The sequence below is a fragment of the Planotetraspora sp. A-T 1434 genome, from assembly GCF_025420585.1.
Taxonomy (GTDB): domain Bacteria; phylum Actinomycetota; class Actinomycetes; order Streptosporangiales; family Streptosporangiaceae; genus JAOEGB01.
Genome location: NZ_JAOEGB010000004.1, coordinates 265,625 through 285,395 on the forward strand (window position 1 = coordinate 265,625; position 19,771 = coordinate 285,395).

General features: G+C 70.2%; 18 protein-coding genes. 10 read left to right on the top strand and 8 right to left on the bottom strand.

Annotation, left to right across the window (positions count from 1 at the left end):
• The first annotated feature begins 166 nt into the window (after window positions 1-166).
• The 7 genes from N5079_RS07835 (at window position 167) to N5079_RS07865 (ending at window position 6,273) form a co-directional block, all read left to right on the top strand.
• Entirely contained in the window at window positions 167-934 is a 768-nt protein-coding gene (locus N5079_RS07835; protein ID WP_261582909.1) for a metallophosphoesterase, read from the top strand.
• Between the two features lie 14 nt (window positions 935-948).
• Window positions 949-1,386, top strand: a complete 438-nt coding sequence (locus N5079_RS07840) for an SRPBCC family protein (protein ID WP_261582910.1) — start codon at window positions 949-951, stop codon at window positions 1,384-1,386.
• Entirely contained in the window at window positions 1,383-2,543 is a 1,161-nt protein-coding gene (locus N5079_RS07845) for an ArsA family ATPase (protein WP_261582911.1), read from the top strand. Before N5079_RS07840 ends, N5079_RS07845 begins: the two co-directional genes overlap by 4 nt.
• On the top strand, window positions 2,540-3,046 hold the full coding sequence (locus tag N5079_RS07850; protein WP_261582912.1) for a DUF5304 domain-containing protein: 507 nt from the start codon (window positions 2,540-2,542) through the stop codon (window positions 3,044-3,046). Before N5079_RS07845 ends, N5079_RS07850 begins: the two co-directional genes overlap by 4 nt.
• 57 nt (window positions 3,047-3,103) lie before the next feature.
• Complete coding sequence (locus N5079_RS07855) at window positions 3,104-4,045, top strand: ROK family glucokinase (protein ID WP_261582913.1); 942 nt, start codon at window positions 3,104-3,106, stop codon at window positions 4,043-4,045.
• A gap of 124 nt (window positions 4,046-4,169) precedes the next feature.
• On the top strand, window positions 4,170-4,931 hold the full coding sequence (locus tag N5079_RS07860) for an endonuclease/exonuclease/phosphatase family protein (protein ID WP_261582914.1): 762 nt from the start codon (window positions 4,170-4,172) through the stop codon (window positions 4,929-4,931).
• A gap of 43 nt (window positions 4,932-4,974) precedes the next feature.
• Window positions 4,975-6,273 carry a hypothetical protein gene (locus N5079_RS07865; RefSeq protein ID WP_261582915.1) on the top strand — a complete coding sequence of 433 codons (1,299 nt, stop codon included), beginning with the start codon at window positions 4,975-4,977 and terminating at the stop codon, window positions 6,271-6,273.
• 13 nt (window positions 6,274-6,286) lie between these two features.
• Here the strand turns inward: N5079_RS07865 and N5079_RS07870 are convergent, their stop codons facing one another.
• Entirely contained in the window at window positions 6,287-6,739 is a 453-nt protein-coding gene (locus N5079_RS07870) for a hypothetical protein (RefSeq protein WP_261582916.1), read from the bottom strand.
• 12 nt (window positions 6,740-6,751) lie between these two features.
• Window positions 6,752-7,516, bottom strand: coding sequence for an alpha/beta hydrolase (locus N5079_RS07875; RefSeq protein WP_261582917.1), 765 nt, complete (start codon window positions 7,514-7,516; stop codon window positions 6,752-6,754).
• 128 nt (window positions 7,517-7,644) lie between these two features.
• On the opposite strand from N5079_RS07875, the gene N5079_RS07880 reads away from it, so the two are divergent.
• Complete coding sequence (locus N5079_RS07880) at window positions 7,645-8,343, top strand: lysophospholipid acyltransferase family protein (protein ID WP_261582918.1); 699 nt, start codon at window positions 7,645-7,647, stop codon at window positions 8,341-8,343.
• Between the two features lie 79 nt (window positions 8,344-8,422).
• Entirely contained in the window at window positions 8,423-9,961 is a 1,539-nt protein-coding gene (locus N5079_RS07885; protein WP_261582919.1) for an MDR family MFS transporter, read from the top strand.
• A gap of 136 nt (window positions 9,962-10,097) precedes the next feature.
• Here N5079_RS07885 and N5079_RS07890 read toward each other — a convergent pair whose 3' ends face one another.
• The 4 genes from N5079_RS07890 to N5079_RS07905 all read right to left on the bottom strand — a co-directional run bounded on the left by N5079_RS07890 (window position 10,098) and on the right by N5079_RS07905 (window position 15,648).
• The gene (locus N5079_RS07890; protein ID WP_261582920.1) at window positions 10,098-10,682 is read right to left on the bottom strand and encodes a DUF4352 domain-containing protein; all 585 of its coding nucleotides are present in this window, start codon (window positions 10,680-10,682) and stop codon (window positions 10,098-10,100) included.
• 259 nt (window positions 10,683-10,941) lie between these two features.
• On the bottom strand, window positions 10,942-11,814 hold the full coding sequence (gene mmuM, locus N5079_RS07895; RefSeq protein ID WP_261582921.1) for a homocysteine S-methyltransferase: 873 nt from the start codon (window positions 11,812-11,814) through the stop codon (window positions 10,942-10,944).
• A 304-nt stretch (window positions 11,815-12,118) separates the two neighbouring features.
• Entirely contained in the window at window positions 12,119-14,704 is a 2,586-nt protein-coding gene (locus N5079_RS07900) for a VIT domain-containing protein (RefSeq protein ID WP_261582922.1), read from the bottom strand.
• On the bottom strand, window positions 14,701-15,648 hold the full coding sequence (locus N5079_RS07905) for a helix-turn-helix domain-containing protein (RefSeq protein ID WP_261582923.1): 948 nt from the start codon (window positions 15,646-15,648) through the stop codon (window positions 14,701-14,703). Before N5079_RS07905 ends, N5079_RS07900 begins: the two co-directional genes overlap by 4 nt.
• Window positions 15,649-16,123: 475 nt before the next feature.
• Here N5079_RS07905 and N5079_RS07910 point away from each other — a divergent pair, with 475 nt between their 5' ends.
• The gene (locus N5079_RS07910; protein WP_261582924.1) at window positions 16,124-17,242 is read left to right on the top strand and encodes a PhoX family protein; all 1,119 of its coding nucleotides are present in this window, start codon (window positions 16,124-16,126) and stop codon (window positions 17,240-17,242) included.
• Between the two features lie 637 nt (window positions 17,243-17,879).
• Here N5079_RS07910 and N5079_RS07915 read toward each other — a convergent pair.
• Both N5079_RS07915 and N5079_RS07920 read right to left on the bottom strand, forming a co-directional pair.
• A complete protein-coding gene (locus N5079_RS07915; RefSeq protein ID WP_261582925.1) occupies window positions 17,880-18,350 on the bottom strand; it encodes a hypothetical protein in 471 nt (156 codons plus the stop codon).
• A 402-nt stretch (window positions 18,351-18,752) separates the two neighbouring features.
• On the bottom strand, window positions 18,753-19,661 hold the full coding sequence (locus N5079_RS07920; RefSeq protein WP_261582926.1) for a helix-turn-helix domain-containing GNAT family N-acetyltransferase: 909 nt from the start codon (window positions 19,659-19,661) through the stop codon (window positions 18,753-18,755).
• Window positions 19,662-19,771: the final 110 nt, after the last annotated feature.

Below are 19,771 nucleotides of genomic sequence, written 5' to 3' on the forward strand. Positions count from 1 at the left end.
CTCACAGGACGCTACCGCGCGAAGTTACGCGTGGGTAGGGTCCGTCACCCAGGCGTTATCCGGGCTCTTCGCACGCTATCAGTCTCCCCGCCCGGTCCCGGTCCGAACCGCTTTGTCACGCAAGCGCTTGGTTGGTATCCGGCCAGCCGGCATTACGATGTCCGCCATGCGGATCCATGTCGTCAGCGACGTCCACGGCCGGGTGGACGCCCTCGCCCGGGCCGGTGACGGCGCCGACGCTCTCGTGTGTCTCGGCGACCTGATCCTCTTCGTGGACTACGCGGACCACTCCCAGGGCATCTTCGCCGACCTCTTCGGCGCCGAGAATGCCGGGGTGTTCATCGGCCTGCGCGCGGAGGGCCGGTTCGACGAGGCCAGGGCGATGTCGGCCGAGCTGTGGGCCGCCCTCGGCGGAGACCCGCAGGCGCACATCGAAACCGCGGTCCGGCGGCAGTACGAGCAGATCTTCGCGGCCATGCCGGCCCCCGCCTACCTCACCTACGGCAACGTGGACCTGCCGCACTTCTGGAAGGAGTACGCCCGGCCCGGCCACCACGTCCTCGACGGGGCCACGGCCGAGATCGGCGGCCTGACCTTCGGCTTCGTCGGCGGCGGGCTGCGCACGCGCTACCGCACGCCGTACGAGATCGACGACGAGGAGTACGCGCGGAAGGTCGAGGCGGTCGGCGAGGTGGACGTGTTGTGCTGCCACATCCCGCCCGCGATCCCGGAGTTGCTGTACGACGTGGTGGCCCGGCGCTTCGAGCGGGGGAGCGAGGCGACGCTGGAGGCCATCAGGAGGACGCAGCCCCGGTACGCCCTGTTCGGCCATGTCCACCAGCCCTTGGCCGGCAGAACGCGCGTCGGCCGCACCGAGTGCATCAACGTCGGCCATTTCCGCGGCCGTGGCACGCCTTTCGCCCTGGAATGGTGAAGTACGGTTAGCCCATGGCTGATCGCACCACGTCGAGCATCACGATCGGCGCAGACCGGTCGACAATCATGGCCGTGATCGCCGACTTCCCCGCCTACCCCCAATGGGCCGGCCAGGTGAAGGCGGTAGACGTCCAGGAGACCGGCGTGGACGGCCGGGCGTCCCGGGTCCGCTTCGTGCTGGACGCGGGCGTGATCAGCGACGACTACGTCCTGGCCTACGACTGGGACGACGACACGGCCGTCGGCTGGCACATCGTCGAGGCCGGGAAGATGGTGTCCGGCCTTACCGGAAGTTACCGGCTCACCGATGTGGGCAGTGGCACCGAGGTGACATACGAGCTGGCCGTGGACCTCAAGGTCCCCATGATCGGCATGATCAAGCGCAAGGCGGAGAAGGTCATCATCGACACCGCGCTCAAGGGGCTGAAGCGCCGCGTCGAGGGCCGATGAGGATCCTTCTCTTCACGGGGAAGGGCGGAGTCGGCAAGACCACCGTGGCCGCCGCGACCGCGACCCTCGCCGCGAAGCGGAGCCTCAAGACGCTCGTCGTGTCGACCGACACGGCGCACTCGCTGGCCGACGCCCTCGCCGTGCGGCCCTCCGAGGAGCCCGTCGAGGCGGCGCCCGGCCTCTACCTCCAGCAGGTCGACACCCAGAGGTCCCTCGAACGCCACTGGGGCGAGCTGCAGGAATACGCGCGGAACGTCTTCAGCGAGCTGGGCCTCGACGAGATCACCTCCGAGGAGATCACGGTCCTTCCCGGGGCCGAGGAGGTCATCGCCCTGCTGGAGCTGCGTGAGCAGGCGCGCACCGGCAGGTGGGACGTCATCGTGGTCGACTGCGCGCCCACCGCCGAGACCCTGCGGCTCCTCGCCCTCCCCGAAGCGCTCGACTGGCACGTCAACCGGCTGCTCCCCATCGGGCGCCGCGTGCTCAAGGCGGTCTCGCCCGTGATCCGGCACGTCGCCAAGATCAGCGTCCCCGAAGGGGAGGTCATCTCGGCGGGGGAGCGGCTGCACCGCGGCCTGCTGGAGATCCGCGAGCTCCTCACCGGCGACAACGCCTCGGTGCGCCTCGTGCTGACCCCGGAGGCGGTCGTCGTGGCCGAGGCCCGCCGCACGCTCACCTCTCTCAGCCTGTACGGCTACCGCGTCGACGCGGTGATCGCCAACCGGGTGTTCCCGGCCGAGGGCGCCGACGAGTGGCGGCGGGCGTGGGTCGAGGCCCAGGTGAGGCACCTGACCGAGGTCCACGAGTCGTTCGCGCCGCTGCCGGTCCTCACCGTGCCCTACCTGGCCGCCGAGCCCGTCGGCCCCGCGGCCCTCGCCGAGGTCGCCGAGGAGCTGTACGGCACGGCCGACCCGTTCGCCCGCCCCTCCGTCGAGCCTCCGATGCGGATCACGGCCGACGAGCTGTCGCTGGCCCTGCCGCTCGCGGACCGGGACGACGTCGACCTGGCCCGCAAGGGTGACGAGCTGATCGTGACCGCCGCCCCCTACCGCCGGGTGATCGCCCTGCCCTCGTCCCTCGCCCGGCGGACGATCTCCTCCGCGGCGCTCCGCGACGGCCGCCTCCGGGTACGGTTCGAAGCAGGAGGGGCGAAATGACGGAAAGCAACGACACCACCACCGGGGCAACCGGGTCCGGCGGGTATGGCGAGTCCGGGGGCGCCGGCAGGCGGCAGGACCAGCTCGGCTCGGCGGCGGAGGAGGCGCTGAAGCTACTCGACGCGCTCCAGCAGCGCGTGGGCCGCGAGTTCGGCAAGGGCCTCGTCAAGGGCGGCGTGAGCGGGCTCGGCGGCGCCGTAGGCGGCAGGATCGGCGGCGCCTTCGGCGGAGGCGGCGGTGCGAGCCGTACTGACGACGTCTGGAGCGAGGCGGTCGCCGGCGGCCACGACGACGAGTACATCTGCCGCGCCTGCCCGGTCTGCCGGGTCATCGCCGCGCGCAAGGAGGCCGGGGGCGACGTCGCCGACCACCTCATGGCCGCCGGTGGCGAGTTGTTCGCCGCGGTGCGGCAGGCGTTCGACGCCCTTCAGCGGGCATCCACGGGATCCGCCGAGTCCCGGCCGCCGCGGGAGCCCCGAGTGGAGCACATCGACCTCGGCTGATTTGATCGGCTCCGATCGGGCTCGCGGCCCGCGGACCCGGGGCGGGAGGAAGACACCATGGCGCTGACCATCGGCGTGGACGTAGGCGGCACGAAGATCGCTTCCGGAGTCGTGGACGACGACGGACGGGTCATCGAGCGGGGCCTGCGCCGCACTCCCGCGGAGAACCCCGAGAAGGTGGCCGAGACCATCGCCGACGCGGTGACCGAGCTGGCCGCCCGGCACCAGGTGGAGGCGGTCGGCGTGGGCGCCGCCGGATTCGTTGACGAGACCAGGTCGATCATCCGGTTCGCGCCCAACCTGGCCTGGCGGGAGGAGCCGCTGCGCAAGAGGGTCAGCGAGCTCGTCGGTCTGCCCGTGGTGGTGGAGAACGACGCCAACGCCATGGCCTGGGGGGAGTACCGCTTCGGCGCCGGGCGGGGCGAGAGCCACGTGGTCTGCGTGACCGTCGGCACCGGCATCGGCGGCGGCATCGTGCTCGGCGGTGAGCTCTACCGGGGCCGGTGGGGCATGGGCGCCGAGCTCGGCCACGTGCAGGCGGTGCCCGACGGCCGTCCCTGCGGCTGCGGCAACCGCGGCTGCTGGGAGAAGTACGCCAGCGGGAGCGCGCTGCTCCTTGAGGCCAGGAACAACGCCGAGGCCGACCCGTCGTCCGCCCCCCATCTGCTGAGGCTCGCCGGGTCCGTCGACGCGATAAAGGGCGAGCACGTGACTGAGGCGGCCAGGCACGGCGACGCCGCCGCTCTGGAGGCGTTCGACGCGATCGCCGGCTGGTTGGCCCAGGGCCTCGCCGACCTCGCCGCGATCCTCGACCCCGGCCGCTTCATCCTCGGCGGAGGCGTCTCCGGGGCCGCCGATCTGTTCGTGGACAAGGTCAGGGAGGGCTACGCCGAACGGCTGACCGGCCGCGGCCACCGTCCCCTCGCGGAGATCCGGGTGGCCGAGCTCGGCCCGTCGGCCGGCGTGGTCGGCGCCGCCGACCTGGCCCGCCTCCGCTGAGGCGGCGGACTGAGGCGGCGGACTGAGGCGACGGACTGAGGCGACGGACTGAGGCGACGGACTGAGGCGACGGACTGAGGCGACGGACTGAGGCGACGGACTGAGGCGACGGACTGAGGGTCGAATGCTGAGGGTCGCGACGTACAACGTGCGGGGGCTGCGCGACGACCGCGCGGCGCTCGTCCGCGTCATCCGCGCGATGCGGCCGGACGTGCTCTGCCTTCAGGAGGTTCCCCGCTTCTCGGGCTGGCGGGCCAAGCGGCGACGGCTCGCCCGCGACACCGGGATGACGGTCGCGGCGGGCGGCCGGGTCGGCGGTGTGGCCGTCTTCGCCGGTCCGGGCGTCCGCGTGCTGCACGGGCGCGGCGCCCGGCTGCGGTGGTTCCCCGGCCTGGAGTGGCGGGCGGTCGCCCTGGCCGTCGTGGAGAAGGACGGCGTGCGGTACGCCGTGTGCTCCGCGCATCTCGATCTGCTCCCCGGCGCGCGGCTGCGGCACGCCACCCAGATCGTGCCGATGCTCCAGCGGACGGCGCGGATGTTCGGGGCGAGAGCCGTACTGGCCGGAGACGTCAACGAGCAGCCCGGCGAACCGACCTGGCGCTACCTGGCCGACCGGTTCACCGACTGCTTCGGCTGCCACGCCGCGTCATCCGGGGCCGCCCTGGCGGACCGGCGTGAGGGCGGCACGTTCACGGCCACCGACCCCGCGAGGCGGATCGACGCGATCTTCGCTGAGGCGGGGCTGGCCGTGCTGACGTGCGGCGGCGCGCAGGCCGCCGCCGAGGACCTCCGGAGGGCCAGCGACCATCTGCCGGTGGTCGCCGACATCGGGCCCGGCCATCCCGTCCGATCGCGCCCACGCATCGCTTCGGGTTCGGAATCGTGACCTCTCGCCCGAAGCGCCCGCCCGCCCCCGTACGATCAGTTCCATGACCCGCCGCTCGACATGGCGTGCGGTCCCGTTGTGTGTGCTGTTCGCCGGTCTGCTGGCCGGCCACTTCCTGCGCGTCACATCGGTGGCGCACGCGCACGCAGCAGTTCCGGGGCCCGTCCCCGAAGCCGTCCGGGGAGCCCCGCAAGCAGTCCGGGCAGCCCCGGAAGCCGTCCGGGGAGCAGTCCATGAAGCCGGCCGTAGAGCGCCGGAGAACGCGGACCCCGGCCGTCCGAAGGCGGAACACACGGTGGCCGCCCAGGAGGTCCCCCAGGGGGCCTCGTCCGCCAAGCTCCAGGCGGACGCCTCGCTCTCCGACGTCGCCGGGCTCTCGGCCAAGAACATCTGGGCCGTCGGGCAGCAGAACGTCTGGGACTTCTGGAAGAACCGCGGCGTGATCACCCACTGGGACGGCACGGCGTGGACCGAGGTGGGCATCCGCGGCGACACCACCGGGGCGGGCCACCTGCGCTCCGTCGCCGCCTCCTCCGCCCAGGAGATCTGGGTCGTCGGCGACGGCCACGACGGCCTGCCGTACGTCGCGAAGGGCTCGGAAGACGGGTTCGACCGGGTCGGCGTGCCGCAGTTGCGCTCGGGCGACTGGCTCGGCGGCGTGGCGGCGTCCACCGGCAGAGTGGTCGCCGTGGGGAGCCGCGACGGCCGGGCGTTCATGGTGGCGAGCAGTGGCGCCACCAAGGGCACCACCTGGACAACCTCCCGGGGACCCGACGGCGCGTTGTACGGCGTGGCGGTCGTCGGCAAGTCCGACGGATGGGCGGTCGGCGACTCCGGCACCGAACCGATGATCATGCGGCTGACCGGCCGCGGATGGAAGTCCGCACACATCCCGGACATCAAGGACGGCTTTCTCCGGGACGTCTACGTGGAGAGCCGCAAGCGCGCGATCGCCGTCGGCGGCGTCTACGAGAGCGGCGGCGGGAACGGCAAGGACGACAGGATCGTGCCGCTCGTGCTGTCATGGGACGGCAAGCGCTGGAACAGGGAGGACCCGCCGGAGCACCAGGCCGAGCTGTACGGCGTGACCGGCGACGGGGACGGCACCTTCTGGGTGTCGGGATTCGACTCTCAGCGGCCGGCCGAGGGCTTCCTGCTCCGGTACGACGGATCCCGGTGGACCACGCTGCGCGGGCAGGCGTCCTCGGAGGACAGGACGGTCCGGCTGCAGGCCGTCACCCACGTCTCCGGTCTCACCGTCGCGGTGGGCCACGCGATCGACGAGGCCGACCACTACGGCGACCTGGTAGAGCGTTTCGGACCGCCGCCTCCGTCCGAGTGAGCGCGCGCAGCCGTTAGATGACCGCGCCGTCGTCCCAGCCGGAGTCGGCGGGCGGGCCGTCGCCCATGCGGACGACCAGCGCCACGAATCCGCCGATGAACGCGGCCACGGCGGCGAAGACGATCCAGCCGTCCATCGGCCACCTCAGCAGGGCCGCGAGTAACAGGTAGGCGGGGCCGCCGAACAGGGCCAGCCAGGAGGCTCTGCTGACCGCGTCGCCCCGGGGTAGCGGCGGGGGAGGCGGCGGCACGTAGTGGCCCTCGTCCTGCCCCTCGTCGCCGTCCTCGCGATGGAGGTCCGGATCCTCGCCCGTCCCGTCTCCGTCCTCCTCACTGTCCTCGCCACGCTCGTCCGGCACGTTCTCCCGGTCAGGCCATGGCTGATCGGCCGAGGAGTCCTCGGCTTTCTCGTTGAAGGAGGCGACGATCTGACGCCAGACCTCGTCCTCGTCACTCTGTGGCGTCACTTCGATCCCAGGTCACAAGTCCTTGGTCAAGGGTACAGAGGCATGGGAGCGGATGAACTCGAGGCTCCCCTCGAAGATCAGGGGCGCGTCGTTGTCGAGGGTCGCGACATGGTAGCTGTCCAGCAGCTCCCTGACTTCGAGGTTGTCACCCATCCGGGCTCTGAGGAAGGCCACGCTGACCGGCTTGACGACGTGGTCGTCGCGGCTGTGGAAGACCAGCACGGGCTGGGTGATCTTGCCGATGTCGTCCTGCACCAGCTTCCAAAGCTTCGGCAGGGTGGCGGCCGCCCGGACCGGGGTCCGCGAGTAGCCGAGCTCGTGCTCGCCCCCCTTCTTGATATCGTCCGCCAGGCCGGGAACCGAGGGCAGCACCCATTTCAGCACCGGCGCGAGCCGCAGCAAGGGCGCGTCGTTCACCACGGACGGGTTGACCACGACGACTCCCCGCACGCCCTCGCCGTGGATCTCGGCGATGCGCAGGGCCATGCAGCCGCCCATGGAAAGGCCCATGACGAAGACGTCCGAGCACCGCCCGCGCAGGTCCGCGAAGGCCTTGTCCAGCTCGGCGTACCAGTCCTCCCACCGGGTCCGGCTCATCTCCTGCCATGTCGTGCCGTGGCCCGGCAGCCGGGGGAGCGACACCGTGAGCCCGGCCCGCGCCAGGTGCTCACCCCACGGGCGCATCGACTGCGGTGACCCGGTGAACCCGTGGCACAGCAGGACGCCGATCTCCCCGCCGTCGTGGTGGTACGGCTCCGCGCCGGGCATCACTGGCATGGGAAACCTCCGCGTCACGAGGCCGAAGTCCGTAATTATTTCGCCCGATAGTCCCACGTAAGTCGTCGTTAGTGCGAGAGGGCGGCGCGTGCGAAGATGACTGCACGTCCGACGGAGGGGGTGCCTGAGTGTTCTACTGGGTGGTTAAGGCGGTCCTTTGGCCGTTCCTCCACTTCGTGTTCCGCCCGTGGGCCGAGGGCGTGGACAACGTGCCGAAGGAGGGACCGGTCATCCTGGCCGGCAACCACCTGTCGTTCGCCGACCACTTCTTCGGAGCGCTGTTCCTGCCCCGCAAGGTGATCTCGCTCGGCAAGGCGGAGTACTTCACCGGCCGCGGCCTCAAGGGCTTGTTCAGCCGGGCCTTCTTCTCGGGAGTCGGGACCGTTCCGATCGACCGCTCCGGAGGCAAGGCCAGCGAGGCCGCCCTCCGCACCGGTCTGCGCATCCTGGGGGACGACCAGGTCCTCGGCATCTACCCGGAGGGCACCCGCTCTCCCGATGGCCGGCTGTACAAGGGGAAGACCGGCGTGGCCCGGCTCGCCCTGGAGTCCCGCGCGCCCGTCATCCCCTGGGCGATGGTCAACACGTTCGAGATGATGCCCCCCGGCCGGCCGTTCCCCCGCTTCGGCATCCGCCCCGGAGTGAAGTACGGCAAGCCCCTCGACTTCTCCCGTTACTACGGCATGGAGAACGACCGGCTCGTCCTGCGGGCGGTCACCGACGAGATCATGTACGCCCTGATGGAGCTGTCCGGCCAGGAATACGTGGACAAGTACGCCGCGAGCGCGAAGGTGGAGATGGTCCGCGCCGCCCGTCAAGCCTCCTAACGCGGCGGAGAGTCCCGGAAACGTCGGTCGTGGGGAGTAGCGTGGCCTCGTTCCCGCTCGCATTCAGAACGGAGCGCGCATGAGCGTCCGCGAGGAGCCGGAGGTCACCTCCGGCTACCTTCCCCACCGCCAGATCCTCGTCGTGCTCTCGGGCGTCGCGGCCGGCATGCTGCTCGCCGCCCTCGACCAGAGCATCGTCGGCACCGCGCTTCCGCGCATCGTCAGCGAGCTGGGCGGCCTCGACAAGCTGTCGTGGGTCGTGACGGCCTACCTGCTGACCTCGACCGCGGCCACCCCGCTCTGGGGAAAGATCTCCGACCTGTACGGCAGGCGGATCATCTTCCAGGCGGCCATCGGGATCTTCCTGGTCGGCTCCTGCCTGGCCGGGCTGAGCCAGGACATCGGTCAGCTCATCGCGTTCCGGGCAGTCCAGGGCCTGGGCGGCGGCGGCCTCATGGCCCTCGCCTTCAGCATCATCGGTGACGTCATCCCACCCCGCGAGCGCGGGCGCTACCAGGGATACTTCGGCGCGGTGTGGGGTGTGTCGAGCGTGGCCGGGCCGCTGCTCGGTGGCTTCTTCACCGACGGCCCCGGCTGGCGGTGGATCTTCTGGATCAACCTCCCGATCGGCCTGATCTCGCTGGTCGTGACGTCGGTCGCGCTGAGGATCCCGGTGGTCCGGCGCCCGCACCGGATCGACTACCTCGGGGCCGCGCTGATCGTGGCCGGGGTGTCCTGCCTGCTGCTCTACCTCGACTGGGCGGGCAACGAGCTCGGCTGGACGGCGCCGGGCGCCCTCGCGCTGCTCGCCGGGTTCGTGTCGCTGTCGGCGCTGTTCGTGCTGGTCGAGCTGCGGGCGCCGGAGCCGATCCTGCCCATGCGGCTGTTCCGCAACGCCATCTTCAGCGTCGGAAACGGCTTCACCTTCCTCGCCGGCCTGGCGATGTTCGGCGGCATGATCTTCCTGCCGGTCTACCTCCAGGCGGTGCAGGGCATGTCGCCCACCAAGTCGGGGCTGGCTTTGCTGCCCGCCGTCGCCGGCATCTTCTCCACGGCGGTCAGCTCCGGGCAGCTCATCTCCCGGACCGGCCGCTACAAGATCTTCCCGATCGTCGGCGCGGCCATTCTCCTGGTCGCCCTCTGGCTGCTCTCGACCATCAAGGTGGACACGCCGTACTGGAAGGTCGCGATCTACGCCTACCTGTTCGGCGCGGGCCTCGGCTTCACCATGCAGACCGTCGTGACCGCCGTCCAGAACGCCGTGGAGCGGGCCGACATGGGCACGGCCACCAGTTCGACGTCGTTCTTCCGCATGATGGGCGCCGCCATCGGCACCGCCATTATGGGCGCCGTGCTGACGAGCCGGCTCACTCACTACCTCACCGTGGAGTTCGGCGGGCGGATGCCCTCCGGGAGGGTCGACGCCAACAACGTCCAGGCGATCCAGCAGTTGCCGCCCCCCGTCAAGGAGCACGTGCTGGTCGCCTTCACCAACGCGATCGACGACGTGTTCCTCGCCAGCCTTCCCTTCGTGGCCGTGGCGCTGGTGGTGGCGTTCTTCCTCAAGGAGATCCCCCTGGGCACCCGCGCCGACGAGCCCATGCCCGTCGCCGGCTGAGCGCAGCGCGAAACGGTCTGCGCTCGCGAGGCATGGGGCGATGACGACGGCCCGTCAGCGGGTCGTCGTCAGCGATTGTCCGGAAGGCGAGCGGAGCTAACGCCATGTTCGCGAAATGGGACTGATCCTCGCCTTATCACGCAACCTGAACAGTGATGACCGAGCCATCTAAGTCGATCTGCAGGGCCTTCGCCTCCACCTCCTTGGCCACGTCCCAGACCACCCGAATGTTGTCCTCCGTGACTCCAGGGTTCATTGACTCATCGCCTGGCATGGTCCAGCCCTTGGGCTCGTAGACGGCTCCGTCACTGGACACAAGTTTCGCGTTTGGGAGGCCGGTCATGCTGATGTCGGCCGGAGCCTTCCCTGCGTTCTTGGCTTTGAAGTGGGCGACGATGAGCTGTCCCTGTGTCGTGACGATGGTGTCCCACGTTCCCTTCTCGGATCTGACGCCGGTGGCCACCTTGACGGTCTTAATCCTGAGGTCGCCGATGCGGAAGATCTCACCGACGGACGGGTTCGGGTTACCCACTGCGGCGCTGTTGGCAGGGGACGGCGCTTCGGAAGGCTTTTCCGCGGCGGGAGTCGGGCTTGCGGTGAAAGCTTCACTGAAAGCCTGAGTGAATTCGTACTTCAGGTACTCAAGTTGGCCGAACCAGCCGGCGAAGAAGAACAGCACCGCTGTCAGTACGTATCCCGTTATGATCTTGCCCTTGCTCATGCGGCGCCTTTCGGGGACGGCTTCCTGTCGTCATTGCCAACACCGCAGCGTCTTGGACCGTGCCAAGAGCTGAAGCGACGCTTGATCATCGCCGTAAAGCCCCTAATGGTTACGCATGGAATGCGATACACACAATCGTTCTCACCGACCGCGTCGCCGGCTAGGGGCACGATCAGGCATACGGCCTACTTGGGGGGCGACACGTTCACCAGGTGGTACCGAACGAGCGTCCCAAGGGTGAGGAGTCGGGCGACCCGCGTCAGGGGCAAAGGGGGAGGCCGCCGAGGTGGGAACGGACCTCGCGGATGTGGTCGGGGGTGGTGCGGCAGCATCCGCCGATGTGCTCGGCGCCCATGTCCCGCCACTGCGCGGCGGCCTCGCCGTACTCGACGGGGTCGGCCAGGCCCAGCCAGCGCTGGTTGGCCGCGTCCCAGGTCTCGCCCGAGTTCGGATAGACGATGGTCGCGCCGTTGCCGATGAGGCTGGGGACGAACCTCGGCGCCGTGCAGTTCACGCCCACGGCGATCACCTGGGGGAGGTCCGCGAAGACGGCGGCGCATTCCTTGAACGGCGTTCCGTCGCTGACGTGCTCGCCGTCGCGGCAGGAGAACGTGACCCACGCCTGCGCCGACGGCGTCTCCCGCAGCAGGGTCGCGAGGGCCCGCGCCTCGTCGAGTGATGGGATCGTCTCGCAGGCCAGCAGGTCGGCCCCGGCCGAGGCCAGGAGCTCGAAACGGTCCCGATGCCAGTCGACCAGGCCCTCTTCGTCGAGGTCGTAGTCGCCGGTGTACTCGGCGCCGTTGGCGAGGTAGGCGCCGTACGGTCCGACGCTGGCGGCCACCAGGCCGTGTCCGGCGGCGTCCCTGGCCTGCTTGGCCAGTGTCACCGACAGCTGGATGAGGTCACGGGCCTCGCCGGGCGTGAGGCCCCGCCGTACGAACCCCGGGATGCTGGCCTGGTAGCTCGCGGTGGTCGCGACGTCCGCGCCCGCGGCGAAATAGTCGTGATGAGCCTGGCGGATGACGCCGGGATCCTCCACCAGCAGCTTCGCGGACCACAGCTCATCGCTGAGGTCGCAGCCGAGCGCTTCCAGATGCGTGGCCAGACCGCCGTCCAGAACCAGGGAACTCATTCAATAACCCTATGCGTTCTTCGCACATGGGGCTTAAAGGGCTCATCAACCGTATGCTGCGCCGCCGTTCTCGTGTCCTCGCAGGAGGACGTGACGATCGGCCCGACACGGGAGGGGTGAGGGAGCCGCGGCGTCCCAAACCCACACCCCCGTCCGATGTCATCCGCCTCCCCGAACCCAAGTGATCGACGGACTACTGATCGAACACCTGCATGAACGACCCGAGGGCCGGGCGCTGCCACGCCGGGCACTCGGGTCGTTGTGGTGGTAACGCCGGTATCCCGTCCTCGTCCGCTTGCAGTCGTCAGGCGCGCTTCCAGAAGGCCCGGCGGCTCTTCGGCTTCGCTTCGGAGTTCGCTTCGGAGCCGCTGGTCAGCGCTGTCAGCACGTCGATGGCACGTCGCCACAGGGCGTCGAGGCCCGTGGCGGCCCTCTCGGCCGTGTCCAACTCGGCCGCGAGCGCGGTGAGCTCGGCGTGGCCCCCGATCATCTGGTCGATCACCCGGAGTCGGCTGGCGAGGTCGGCCAGGTAGCGCCGCCTCTCAAGCTCCGGCAGCGAATCGGCCGCCCGTAGCCGGGCCAGTTCCTCCGACAGCAGCGGGCGGACACCGTCGAGGTCCGTCTCCGGAGCCCTGTCCCGCCCGGGGTGCGGCATGCGCGCTCCGACGGAGAAGCCGCGCCCGCCCGTCACCCGTCCCATGGGGCCGGGAGCGGCAGGCGGGGCAGCCGCGTACGGCACCTGCGCCTGGCCGGGCGCCATGGGCGCCGGGGGAGCGGACGGTGAGGCGCCGCCCATCGCGACGGCCTCGTCCGTCGCCCACTCGGCACTGTTCGTGGTGGTGAACGCCGCCATCTTGGTCATGGGTGCCGCGGCCATCATCGGCATGGCCACCGGCATCTCCCAGCCGCCCGGAATTTCGACGGGCTGGATGACGTGATGCTCCGGGCCGCCGTCGGTCACTACGCGGGAGTCGACTGCCACGAACGCGGTGAACCGGCACAGCACGCCGAACTTGAGCGACGTGGCGACGATCTCCTGCTCCAGAGAGCGGTCGCCGATGGCGTACCGATCCTCCAGCCGCCGGAGGTGGGCCCGCGCCCACACGGCCCGCGCCGCGGTGCCGGCGGCCTCCTGGCCGGTCACCCGCGTCTCCCACGGCCGGCCGTCCGAGGTCAGCCCGCGTACGACCATCGCTCCCGACGGACGGCCCCGGTAGCGTCCGGAGACGGTCAGCGGGACGCCTGGATAGAGCGAACCGACGTGGGTCACGGTGTCCGCGACGATGTCGAGGCCCTCGGCCTTCAACGCGATGTCGGTGACGAGAGGCGAACCGATTCTCCGGTGGATGTGCTCCATCGCCTCGTCGAGACGGTCCTCCGACTCGACCAGTTCGCACCGCCCGGAGCCGAGAAGGGCCAGCCTGCCGAGGAACCCCGCGTTGACGGCCTGGTCGATGCCGACGGTGTGCATCCGGATGCCGCCGAGCCGAGCCCCGGTCCGCTCCAGGATCTGGTCCTCGTTGCCCACCTGCCCGTCCGTGACGAGCACCAGGACGCGGTCTCTCGGAGAGTCGTCCAGCAGGCGGAGCCCTTCCTCCATCGGGGCGAGGATCTCCGTGCCGCCCCGGGCCTCCAGCCGGGCCAGGTGCTCCACCGCCCTGTAGCGGTTGCGGTCGGTGGCCTCCACCAGTCCGCCGGGGAAGGCCCGCTCGATGACCGAGTCGAACGACAGGACCGCGAACCGGTCGCGCTCGGTCAGCGTGTCGACGATCCGGGCCGCCGCCCGCCTGGCGGCTACCATCTTCCACCCGGTCATGCTGCCCGAGCGGTCGAGGAGCAGCACCACGTCACGCGGGTGGACGTCGGCTGCGGCGTCGGAAGGCGGCACCACCGTCAGCGTGAAGGTCCCCTCAAGGTCCTCCCGGGAGCCCTCGCTTGAGCCGCCTACAGGCCGCTGGGACGACTGCCGCGACAGCGCCTCGGAGCCTTCGCGGCTTCCGCTCTCCTGGGTCTGCGCCTGGCGGCTGTCGCTCAAGCCGGCGCCGGGCGTCCTGCTCCCTGGAGTCCGCTTCCCGGGAGTCTCGGTGTCGGGAACCAGGGCCAGCGCGGTGGAGGCGTCGAAGGCCAACCGGAGGATGAAGTCCCGGTCGAGGCGCTCGCCGGGCCGGAGGCTGATGGTGTCCCCCTCGCGGGAGACCTCGTGGAGGCTGGAGCGGATCTCACGGAGGTCGAGCCCCGCCGGTTCGATCGTCGTCGCCAGCGACAGCCGTACCGGATTGGGGAATCCGGGCAGCAGCACGGGCGGAGTGATCCGGGAGGCGTCGGGCACCGCGTCGGTGTCCGGCGCCACGCCGTCACCCGCCGGGGAGCCGGGCAGCGATGCGCCCGGGATGTAGCGCGGTGCCACCACCAGCGGGAACCGGAACTCGGCCGCGCCGTCCTCGTACGGGAGTGGCTGGCTCAGGGTGAGCCGTACCCGGACGTGCTCTCCGGGCACGATGTTGCCGACGCGGATGGTGAAGACGTCGGGCCGGTCCTCCTCGGCGATCGCGGCCCGCCTGCCCTCCGCGAGGGCGCGGTCGTAGTCGGCACGCGCCTGCCCACGCTCCTTGAGCACGCCTTCGATGACCCGGTCGTCGGCCTCCATCCGGAAGGCGGTGACCGCTGCTCTCGGCGGGAGGGGGAAGACGTATGTGGCCTCCAGCGACACGTCGAACGGGTTCCGGAAGCCCTGGACCACCTCGACTCCGGCCACGAGCCCGGTCACACGCGCCGTTACATCGACGCTTTCCAGTGGCAGGTTGCCCTTCTCGGTCTCGAGTGCCCCCAGGCCGGCGTCCGGCAGGGGCCGGCACTCCTCCGGCCGCAAAGGCGTGATGGGAACGGTCATTGCGTCATCCCTTCAGCGTGGTCGGAGCCTGTGTCGCCCCGGGTCCGGGGAGTCTTGCCGCCTCCCGTGAGGCCGAGCCCGGCCAGCGTGGCCAGGAGCGGCTCAGAAGATCGCCGGAGCGCGGCCATGTCATCGGCGGTCGGCGTACGGCCGGCGAGATCGAGCATCACCATCACCCCCGGCGCCAGCCGAACCCCGTACACGACGTCAGCGGGCAGCCGGTTGTCATCAGGCGGCCCAGGTTCCGCCGGCGCGGATGCCGGATAGGCCGCCACGGTCGCCGCGTGCAGCGGCTCTTCCGTGGCTGTACCCGCGGAGGCGGTTTCTCCCGTGGTCGCCAAGGCGCCCTCCGGCATGGATTCCGGTGGGGGCACCGGCGCGGCTGGGGGAGCGGGTCGTGTCCAGAAGCGCTGACGATTCGCTGCGGCCACGCCGCCGGCCTCAGTGGGGTGGCCGTCCGGTGTGACGGCCCCGCCCCGTGAGACTTCGGCCTTCCGCGTGGCGGCGCCCTCCTGCCCGGAAAGGCCGTCCGGTGTGACCGACCCGAAGGGCATCCTCCCGACGGGCGTGCTTTCCGGCATGTCGGCATCGGCGGGCATGACGGCGTCGAGGGGCATGACGGCGTCGAGGGTCATGGCTGGAAGGCCCGCCGCCCGTTGGAGCATGCTGTCCGTGGCTCCGGCGAGCTCGGTCTGGATGGCGGCGATCGAGAGCCCGTCCGCCTGGCGGCGTTTGATCGCCAAGAGCTGGAGCAGATGACGACGCCCGTAGAGAGCCACCCTTCCGCGCCGGGTCAGAGGCGGGTCAACCAGGCCGATCGTCGCATACCACCTGATCAGCCGCTCATTGGGCACCTCTCGAACCCGGCCGTTCACGCGTAGCTCGGAGCCGAGCAGGGCCGCCGCCCGCTCCGCCAGCTCGCCGATGGTCCAGGTCTCGCTCATGCCCACATAGTGACACTGTCATAATGACACTGTCAACTTGGCCTCAAACGCTTCGCGGCTCGGGCGGCCGTGTCGGCATGCCCGGGGCCGTGAGCCGTAGGTTCGGCGGCCGGCGTCATGACCGGCCACGCGTCGTGGAAAGTTTGGCCGCAGGAACCATGTGGCTTCCCCGCCTGTTCATCTCGTTCCGATCGACTGGCCGGGGTCCCACGGCGGGTGGATGTCTCAGTCGACGTCCCATGGGCGTGGTAGGGAACGGCGAGCCGGGGAACGGGACACCGGTGAGCAGAGGGCGTTCAGCAGGTAAGTAAGCGCAGGTCCATAAGCGCATGTCATGTCCATAAGCGCATGTCCATAGGCGTAGGTCGAGGAGGCGGTCATGGTGGGCCGTACGTCCGTCCGGTCCGGAGCTCTCGCCCCACTGTCGGGCTCACTCTGGCGGTTGGCCCGCGCAGTCCCGTCGCGGACGGAGCCCGTGACCCGCCCGGAAAGCGGTCCCTTCGGCCCGCTGAAGGCGGTGGACGGCAACGGTGTCGCGCTCCCCGAGGGCTTCACCTGCCGGATCGTCGGCCGGTCCGGCGAGCGGGTCGGCGGGGTGACGTGGCACGCCGCCCCCGCCGGGGGAGCGTGCTTCCCTGACGGCGACGGCTGGATCTACGTGTCCAACTCCGATGTCCCACTGGTCGGCGGGGTGTCGGGCGTGCGGTTCGAGCCGGACGGGACCGTCGGCACCGGCTACCGGATCCTGTCCGGGACCGACCACAACCGTGCCGGCGCGGCGACTCCTTGGCACACCTGGCTGTCGTGCGAGGCCATCCGACTCGGCCGGGTCTTCGAGTGCGATCCGTACGGCTACCGCGCCGGGCTGCCACGCCTCGCGATGGGCCGGTTCAGGCACGGAGGGGTCGCGATCGACCCCGACAGGGAGGTCGTCTACCTCATCGAGGACGAGCCGGACGGCTGTTTGTACCGGTTCCGTCCGGAAGACTGGGGCGACCTGACCACCGGCACTCTGGAAGTTCTGGCCGGGCCGCCCGGCGAACAGGTCGCGATCTGGAAGCCGGTGCGGAACCCCGGCGCGACGTCCGTACCGGCCAGAGAGCAGGTCGAGGGGGCCCGGCGTTTCGACGGCGCTCAGGATTGCCACTACGCCGACGGGTTCTGCTACTTCACGACCAGGGGCGACGGCCGGGTGTACGCCTACGACGCGGTGAACGAGCGCGTCACGGTCCTCTATGACGGCGGGGCCCGCTCGTACGGATATGACCAGGACGCCCAGCCGTACGAATACGACGGCGGCGCCATGAGCACCCCGGGAAACCTCTTCGTCGCGGAGGACGACGGCGTCATGGAGATCAACGTCATCACCCGCGACGGAGCGGTCTCCCCCTTCCTCCGCGTCGAAGGGCACGAGGGGTCGCGAATCACGGGCCCGGCGTTCTCGCCCGACGGCGGCAGGCTCTACTTCTCGTCGCGGCGCGGCGGCACCCAGCAAGCCGGCAGCACAAGCCCACGCGGCAGCACGAACCCGGGCGGCGGAGGCTCAACCGGCGCGGGCATCACGTACGAGGTCAGCGGCCCCTTCAGAGGGTGACCCCGGCACGCGAGCCGGGCCGGACGCGGACTGCCTGCCTGAGAACCCCGCGGAAGAAGTACCAGGACACCTTCCTGCGCAACCACGACGGCGGCCCACAGGGACCCTTATTGTCCAGCGGGGATTCCTCGTCACCACGTCCGCTTTGGAGAAGGGAGACTCGGCGTCGCCCGCGCGAATTCTGCCCCCGCCGCCATTCGCTCTCGCGCCGAGTAGGGCAGCATCTGCGTGTCGGGTTGCTTCGCTGCCTGGTCCGCTTCCCCGGGGCGTACGGCCGGCGCCGCCGGATGGCCCGGCGGAGAAGGGACGAAACGGCATGGAGCCGGCCCGTCGTGAGAGTGATCGCTGTCAGAAGATCCGCCTGGTCCTCGCGGCCGCCAGGTTCATCACCTGGCTGGTCTGGATCATCTGGCTTCGCGATCACTAAGGCGCCCGGGTAGGGCGCCGGGCCTCCTACCGGCCAAATGCTTGGACGCCCGGCAGGTAGGAGGCCCGTTCACGGCTCAGAGTACGGCGCCGGGCCGAGGGACACGAGGCTGGAGCGCATCTGGCCGGGACCGAGTTGAAGCAGGCTCAGGCCTCGGTCCGCTCGGCGTGGGCGTCTCGACCGAGTCGCCCAGGCCCGCGGCGTCCGTGGTCAGCAGGGCGAGGTGTTCGTCTGGGCGAGGATGTGCGCATCCGCGTTGTCCGCGACCTTGACCCAGGCCGCCGACTGCCCCCTCCGGTCGTAGGTACGCGTGAAGTCGCTCCCGAAGGAGACGACGAACTTCACCCTGTAACACCACCCGGCGTCCACTCGAAAAGCGTCCCAGTCCTGGCCGAGCGGGGTGTGCCCCCCTGAGTCGAGGTAGAAGGTGTCCTGCGACGCGCCTCCGCTGGTGCACGTCGGTTCGCTGACCGTCCAGGCGCCCGTACTGTCGCCCTTCCTACACCAGTTGAAATAGGCCCATGCCTCCATCGGGCTGTCGTTGAACGTCGTCGAGCAGCCCGCGACTGTACAGCTCGGGCCTGCGAACGCGGCGTCCGCCGGAAGCACCGCCAGCGCTGTGGAACCGAGCAGCATCGCGGCAAACGCGGTGCGGCGACGCAGAGTGTTGCGGTTTCGCATGGTCTGTTCTCCCTTGATTGTCGGTCCTCGCTCCCGGAACCGGCGAAAGCCTCCCGGGAGCCTCCACCTCTGCCGCCGGCGTCACTGCCACGTCACTGCCACCGCCCCTGTTTCGTCGCAGTCGCGCGTGATCATCTTTCTCCTCATCGGCCCCTCAACGCCCGGTTGTTCGCCGATGCGAGGCAGGGGACGAAGCCGGGAACGGCTCGGGCTGAGCATCGGATACGTCGGTATACGTGAGGTATAGGCCCTGCTAGAACGCGCTTCGGCGCCCGCGGTCGGGGGCGGCGGGGTCGAGGCCGCGCGGGCGGCGCGCGATTCATTGGGCGGCCCGTGGAAGGCCGTCAGGCAATGGTGAGGCGGTACGGCATGGGTGTGAGCCGCAGCATGACCGGTAGGGGGTCAGAGGTCGCGGGCCCAGATCTCCTCGGTGACGGGCTTGCCGGACTCCTCACCCGGGTATTGCTCGACGAGTTCGAAACCGGCCGTCTGGTAGATCCGGCGGGCGCTGACGAGGACGTCCCGGGTCCACAGCATCATCCGCTCGTAGCCCGCCCGCCGGGCGAACCCGACGCACTCCTCGACCAGCCGCCGGCCCATCCCCATGCCGCGCGCCGACGGCTCGACCAGGAGCAGGCGCAGCTGGGCCGTCGTGTCGTCCTTTCGCACACAGAAGACGCAACCGGCGGGCTCGCCGGCGACCTCGGCGATCCAGCACGCCTCTTTCCCGGGGTCGTGCTCGCCCGCGTAGTCGGCGACGATCCGGGCGACGAGGCCCTCGAAGCCGACGCCCCAGCCGTACTCCTCGCTGTAGAGCGCGCCGTGCCGGTTCACCACCCAGCCGAGGTCCCCCGGTCGCGGAGGCCTGATGACGTACGGCTCCCGCGCCTCGGCGGGGTCCAGAAGGCCCCGGATCGTCGCCATGCTCGCGACCAGCTTGCGGCGCTCCTCCTGGGTCAGTCTGCCGAGGATCGTCTCGACCTCGGCGGCCGAGCGCTCGTCGAGCATGCCGTACGCCTCCTGGCCCTTGCCGGTGAGCCGGACGATCTGGCGGCGGCCGTCCTCGGCCGACCTGTCGCGGGAGACGAGCCCGTCGCCTTCGAACCTCGCGAGGATCCGGCTCATGTATCCGGCATCGAGGCCGAGCAGCTCCCTGATGGTCGCCGCCTCGGACTTCTCCCTGCCGCCCAGCTCGAAGAGCACTCTCGCCTCCGTCAGCGAGTAGGGCGTGTCATGCATCCCGGCCCCGAGGACCCCGATCACCTCGGTGTAGAAGCGGTTGAACGCACGGATCTCCGCCACCATATCCATTGACCACCTCAAGTATTTCGTTGACTGCGTCAACCATAACGGAGATGTAACCCCGCGTGTAAGAGAAGCGACTTTTCTAAAGGATGTTCTTCGCGAAACGACGGAGGTGG

Bases quoted from the DNA above. Each gene is read 5' to 3' on its own strand.
- N5079_RS07835 (WP_261582909.1), top strand. From the start codon at position 167: ATGCGGATCCATGTCGTCAGCGACGTCCACGGCCGGGTGGACGCCCTC.
- N5079_RS07840 (WP_261582910.1), top strand. From the start codon at position 949: ATGGCTGATCGCACCACGTCGAGCATCACGATCGGCGCAGACCGGTCG.
- N5079_RS07845 (WP_261582911.1), top strand. From the start codon at position 1,383: ATGAGGATCCTTCTCTTCACGGGGAAGGGCGGAGTCGGCAAGACCACC.
- N5079_RS07850 (WP_261582912.1), top strand. From the start codon at position 2,540: ATGACGGAAAGCAACGACACCACCACCGGGGCAACCGGGTCCGGCGGG.
- N5079_RS07855 (WP_261582913.1), top strand. From the start codon at position 3,104: ATGGCGCTGACCATCGGCGTGGACGTAGGCGGCACGAAGATCGCTTCC.
- N5079_RS07860 (WP_261582914.1), top strand. From the start codon at position 4,170: ATGCTGAGGGTCGCGACGTACAACGTGCGGGGGCTGCGCGACGACCGC.
- N5079_RS07865 (WP_261582915.1), top strand. From the start codon at position 4,975: ATGACCCGCCGCTCGACATGGCGTGCGGTCCCGTTGTGTGTGCTGTTC.
- N5079_RS07875 (WP_261582917.1), bottom strand. From the start codon at position 7,516: ATGCCAGTGATGCCCGGCGCGGAGCCGTACCACCACGACGGCGGGGAG.
- N5079_RS07885 (WP_261582919.1), top strand. From the start codon at position 8,423: ATGAGCGTCCGCGAGGAGCCGGAGGTCACCTCCGGCTACCTTCCCCAC.
- N5079_RS07890 (WP_261582920.1), bottom strand. From the start codon at position 10,682: ATGAGCAAGGGCAAGATCATAACGGGATACGTACTGACAGCGGTGCTG.
- mmuM (WP_261582921.1), bottom strand. From the start codon at position 11,814: ATGAGTTCCCTGGTTCTGGACGGCGGTCTGGCCACGCATCTGGAAGCG.
- N5079_RS07900 (WP_261582922.1), bottom strand. From the start codon at position 14,704: ATGACCGTTCCCATCACGCCTTTGCGGCCGGAGGAGTGCCGGCCCCTG.
- N5079_RS07905 (WP_261582923.1), bottom strand. From the start codon at position 15,648: ATGAGCGAGACCTGGACCATCGGCGAGCTGGCGGAGCGGGCGGCGGCC.
- N5079_RS07915 (WP_261582925.1), bottom strand. From the start codon at position 18,350: ATGCGAAACCGCAACACTCTGCGTCGCCGCACCGCGTTTGCCGCGATG.
- N5079_RS07920 (WP_261582926.1), bottom strand. From the start codon at position 19,661: ATGGATATGGTGGCGGAGATCCGTGCGTTCAACCGCTTCTACACCGAG.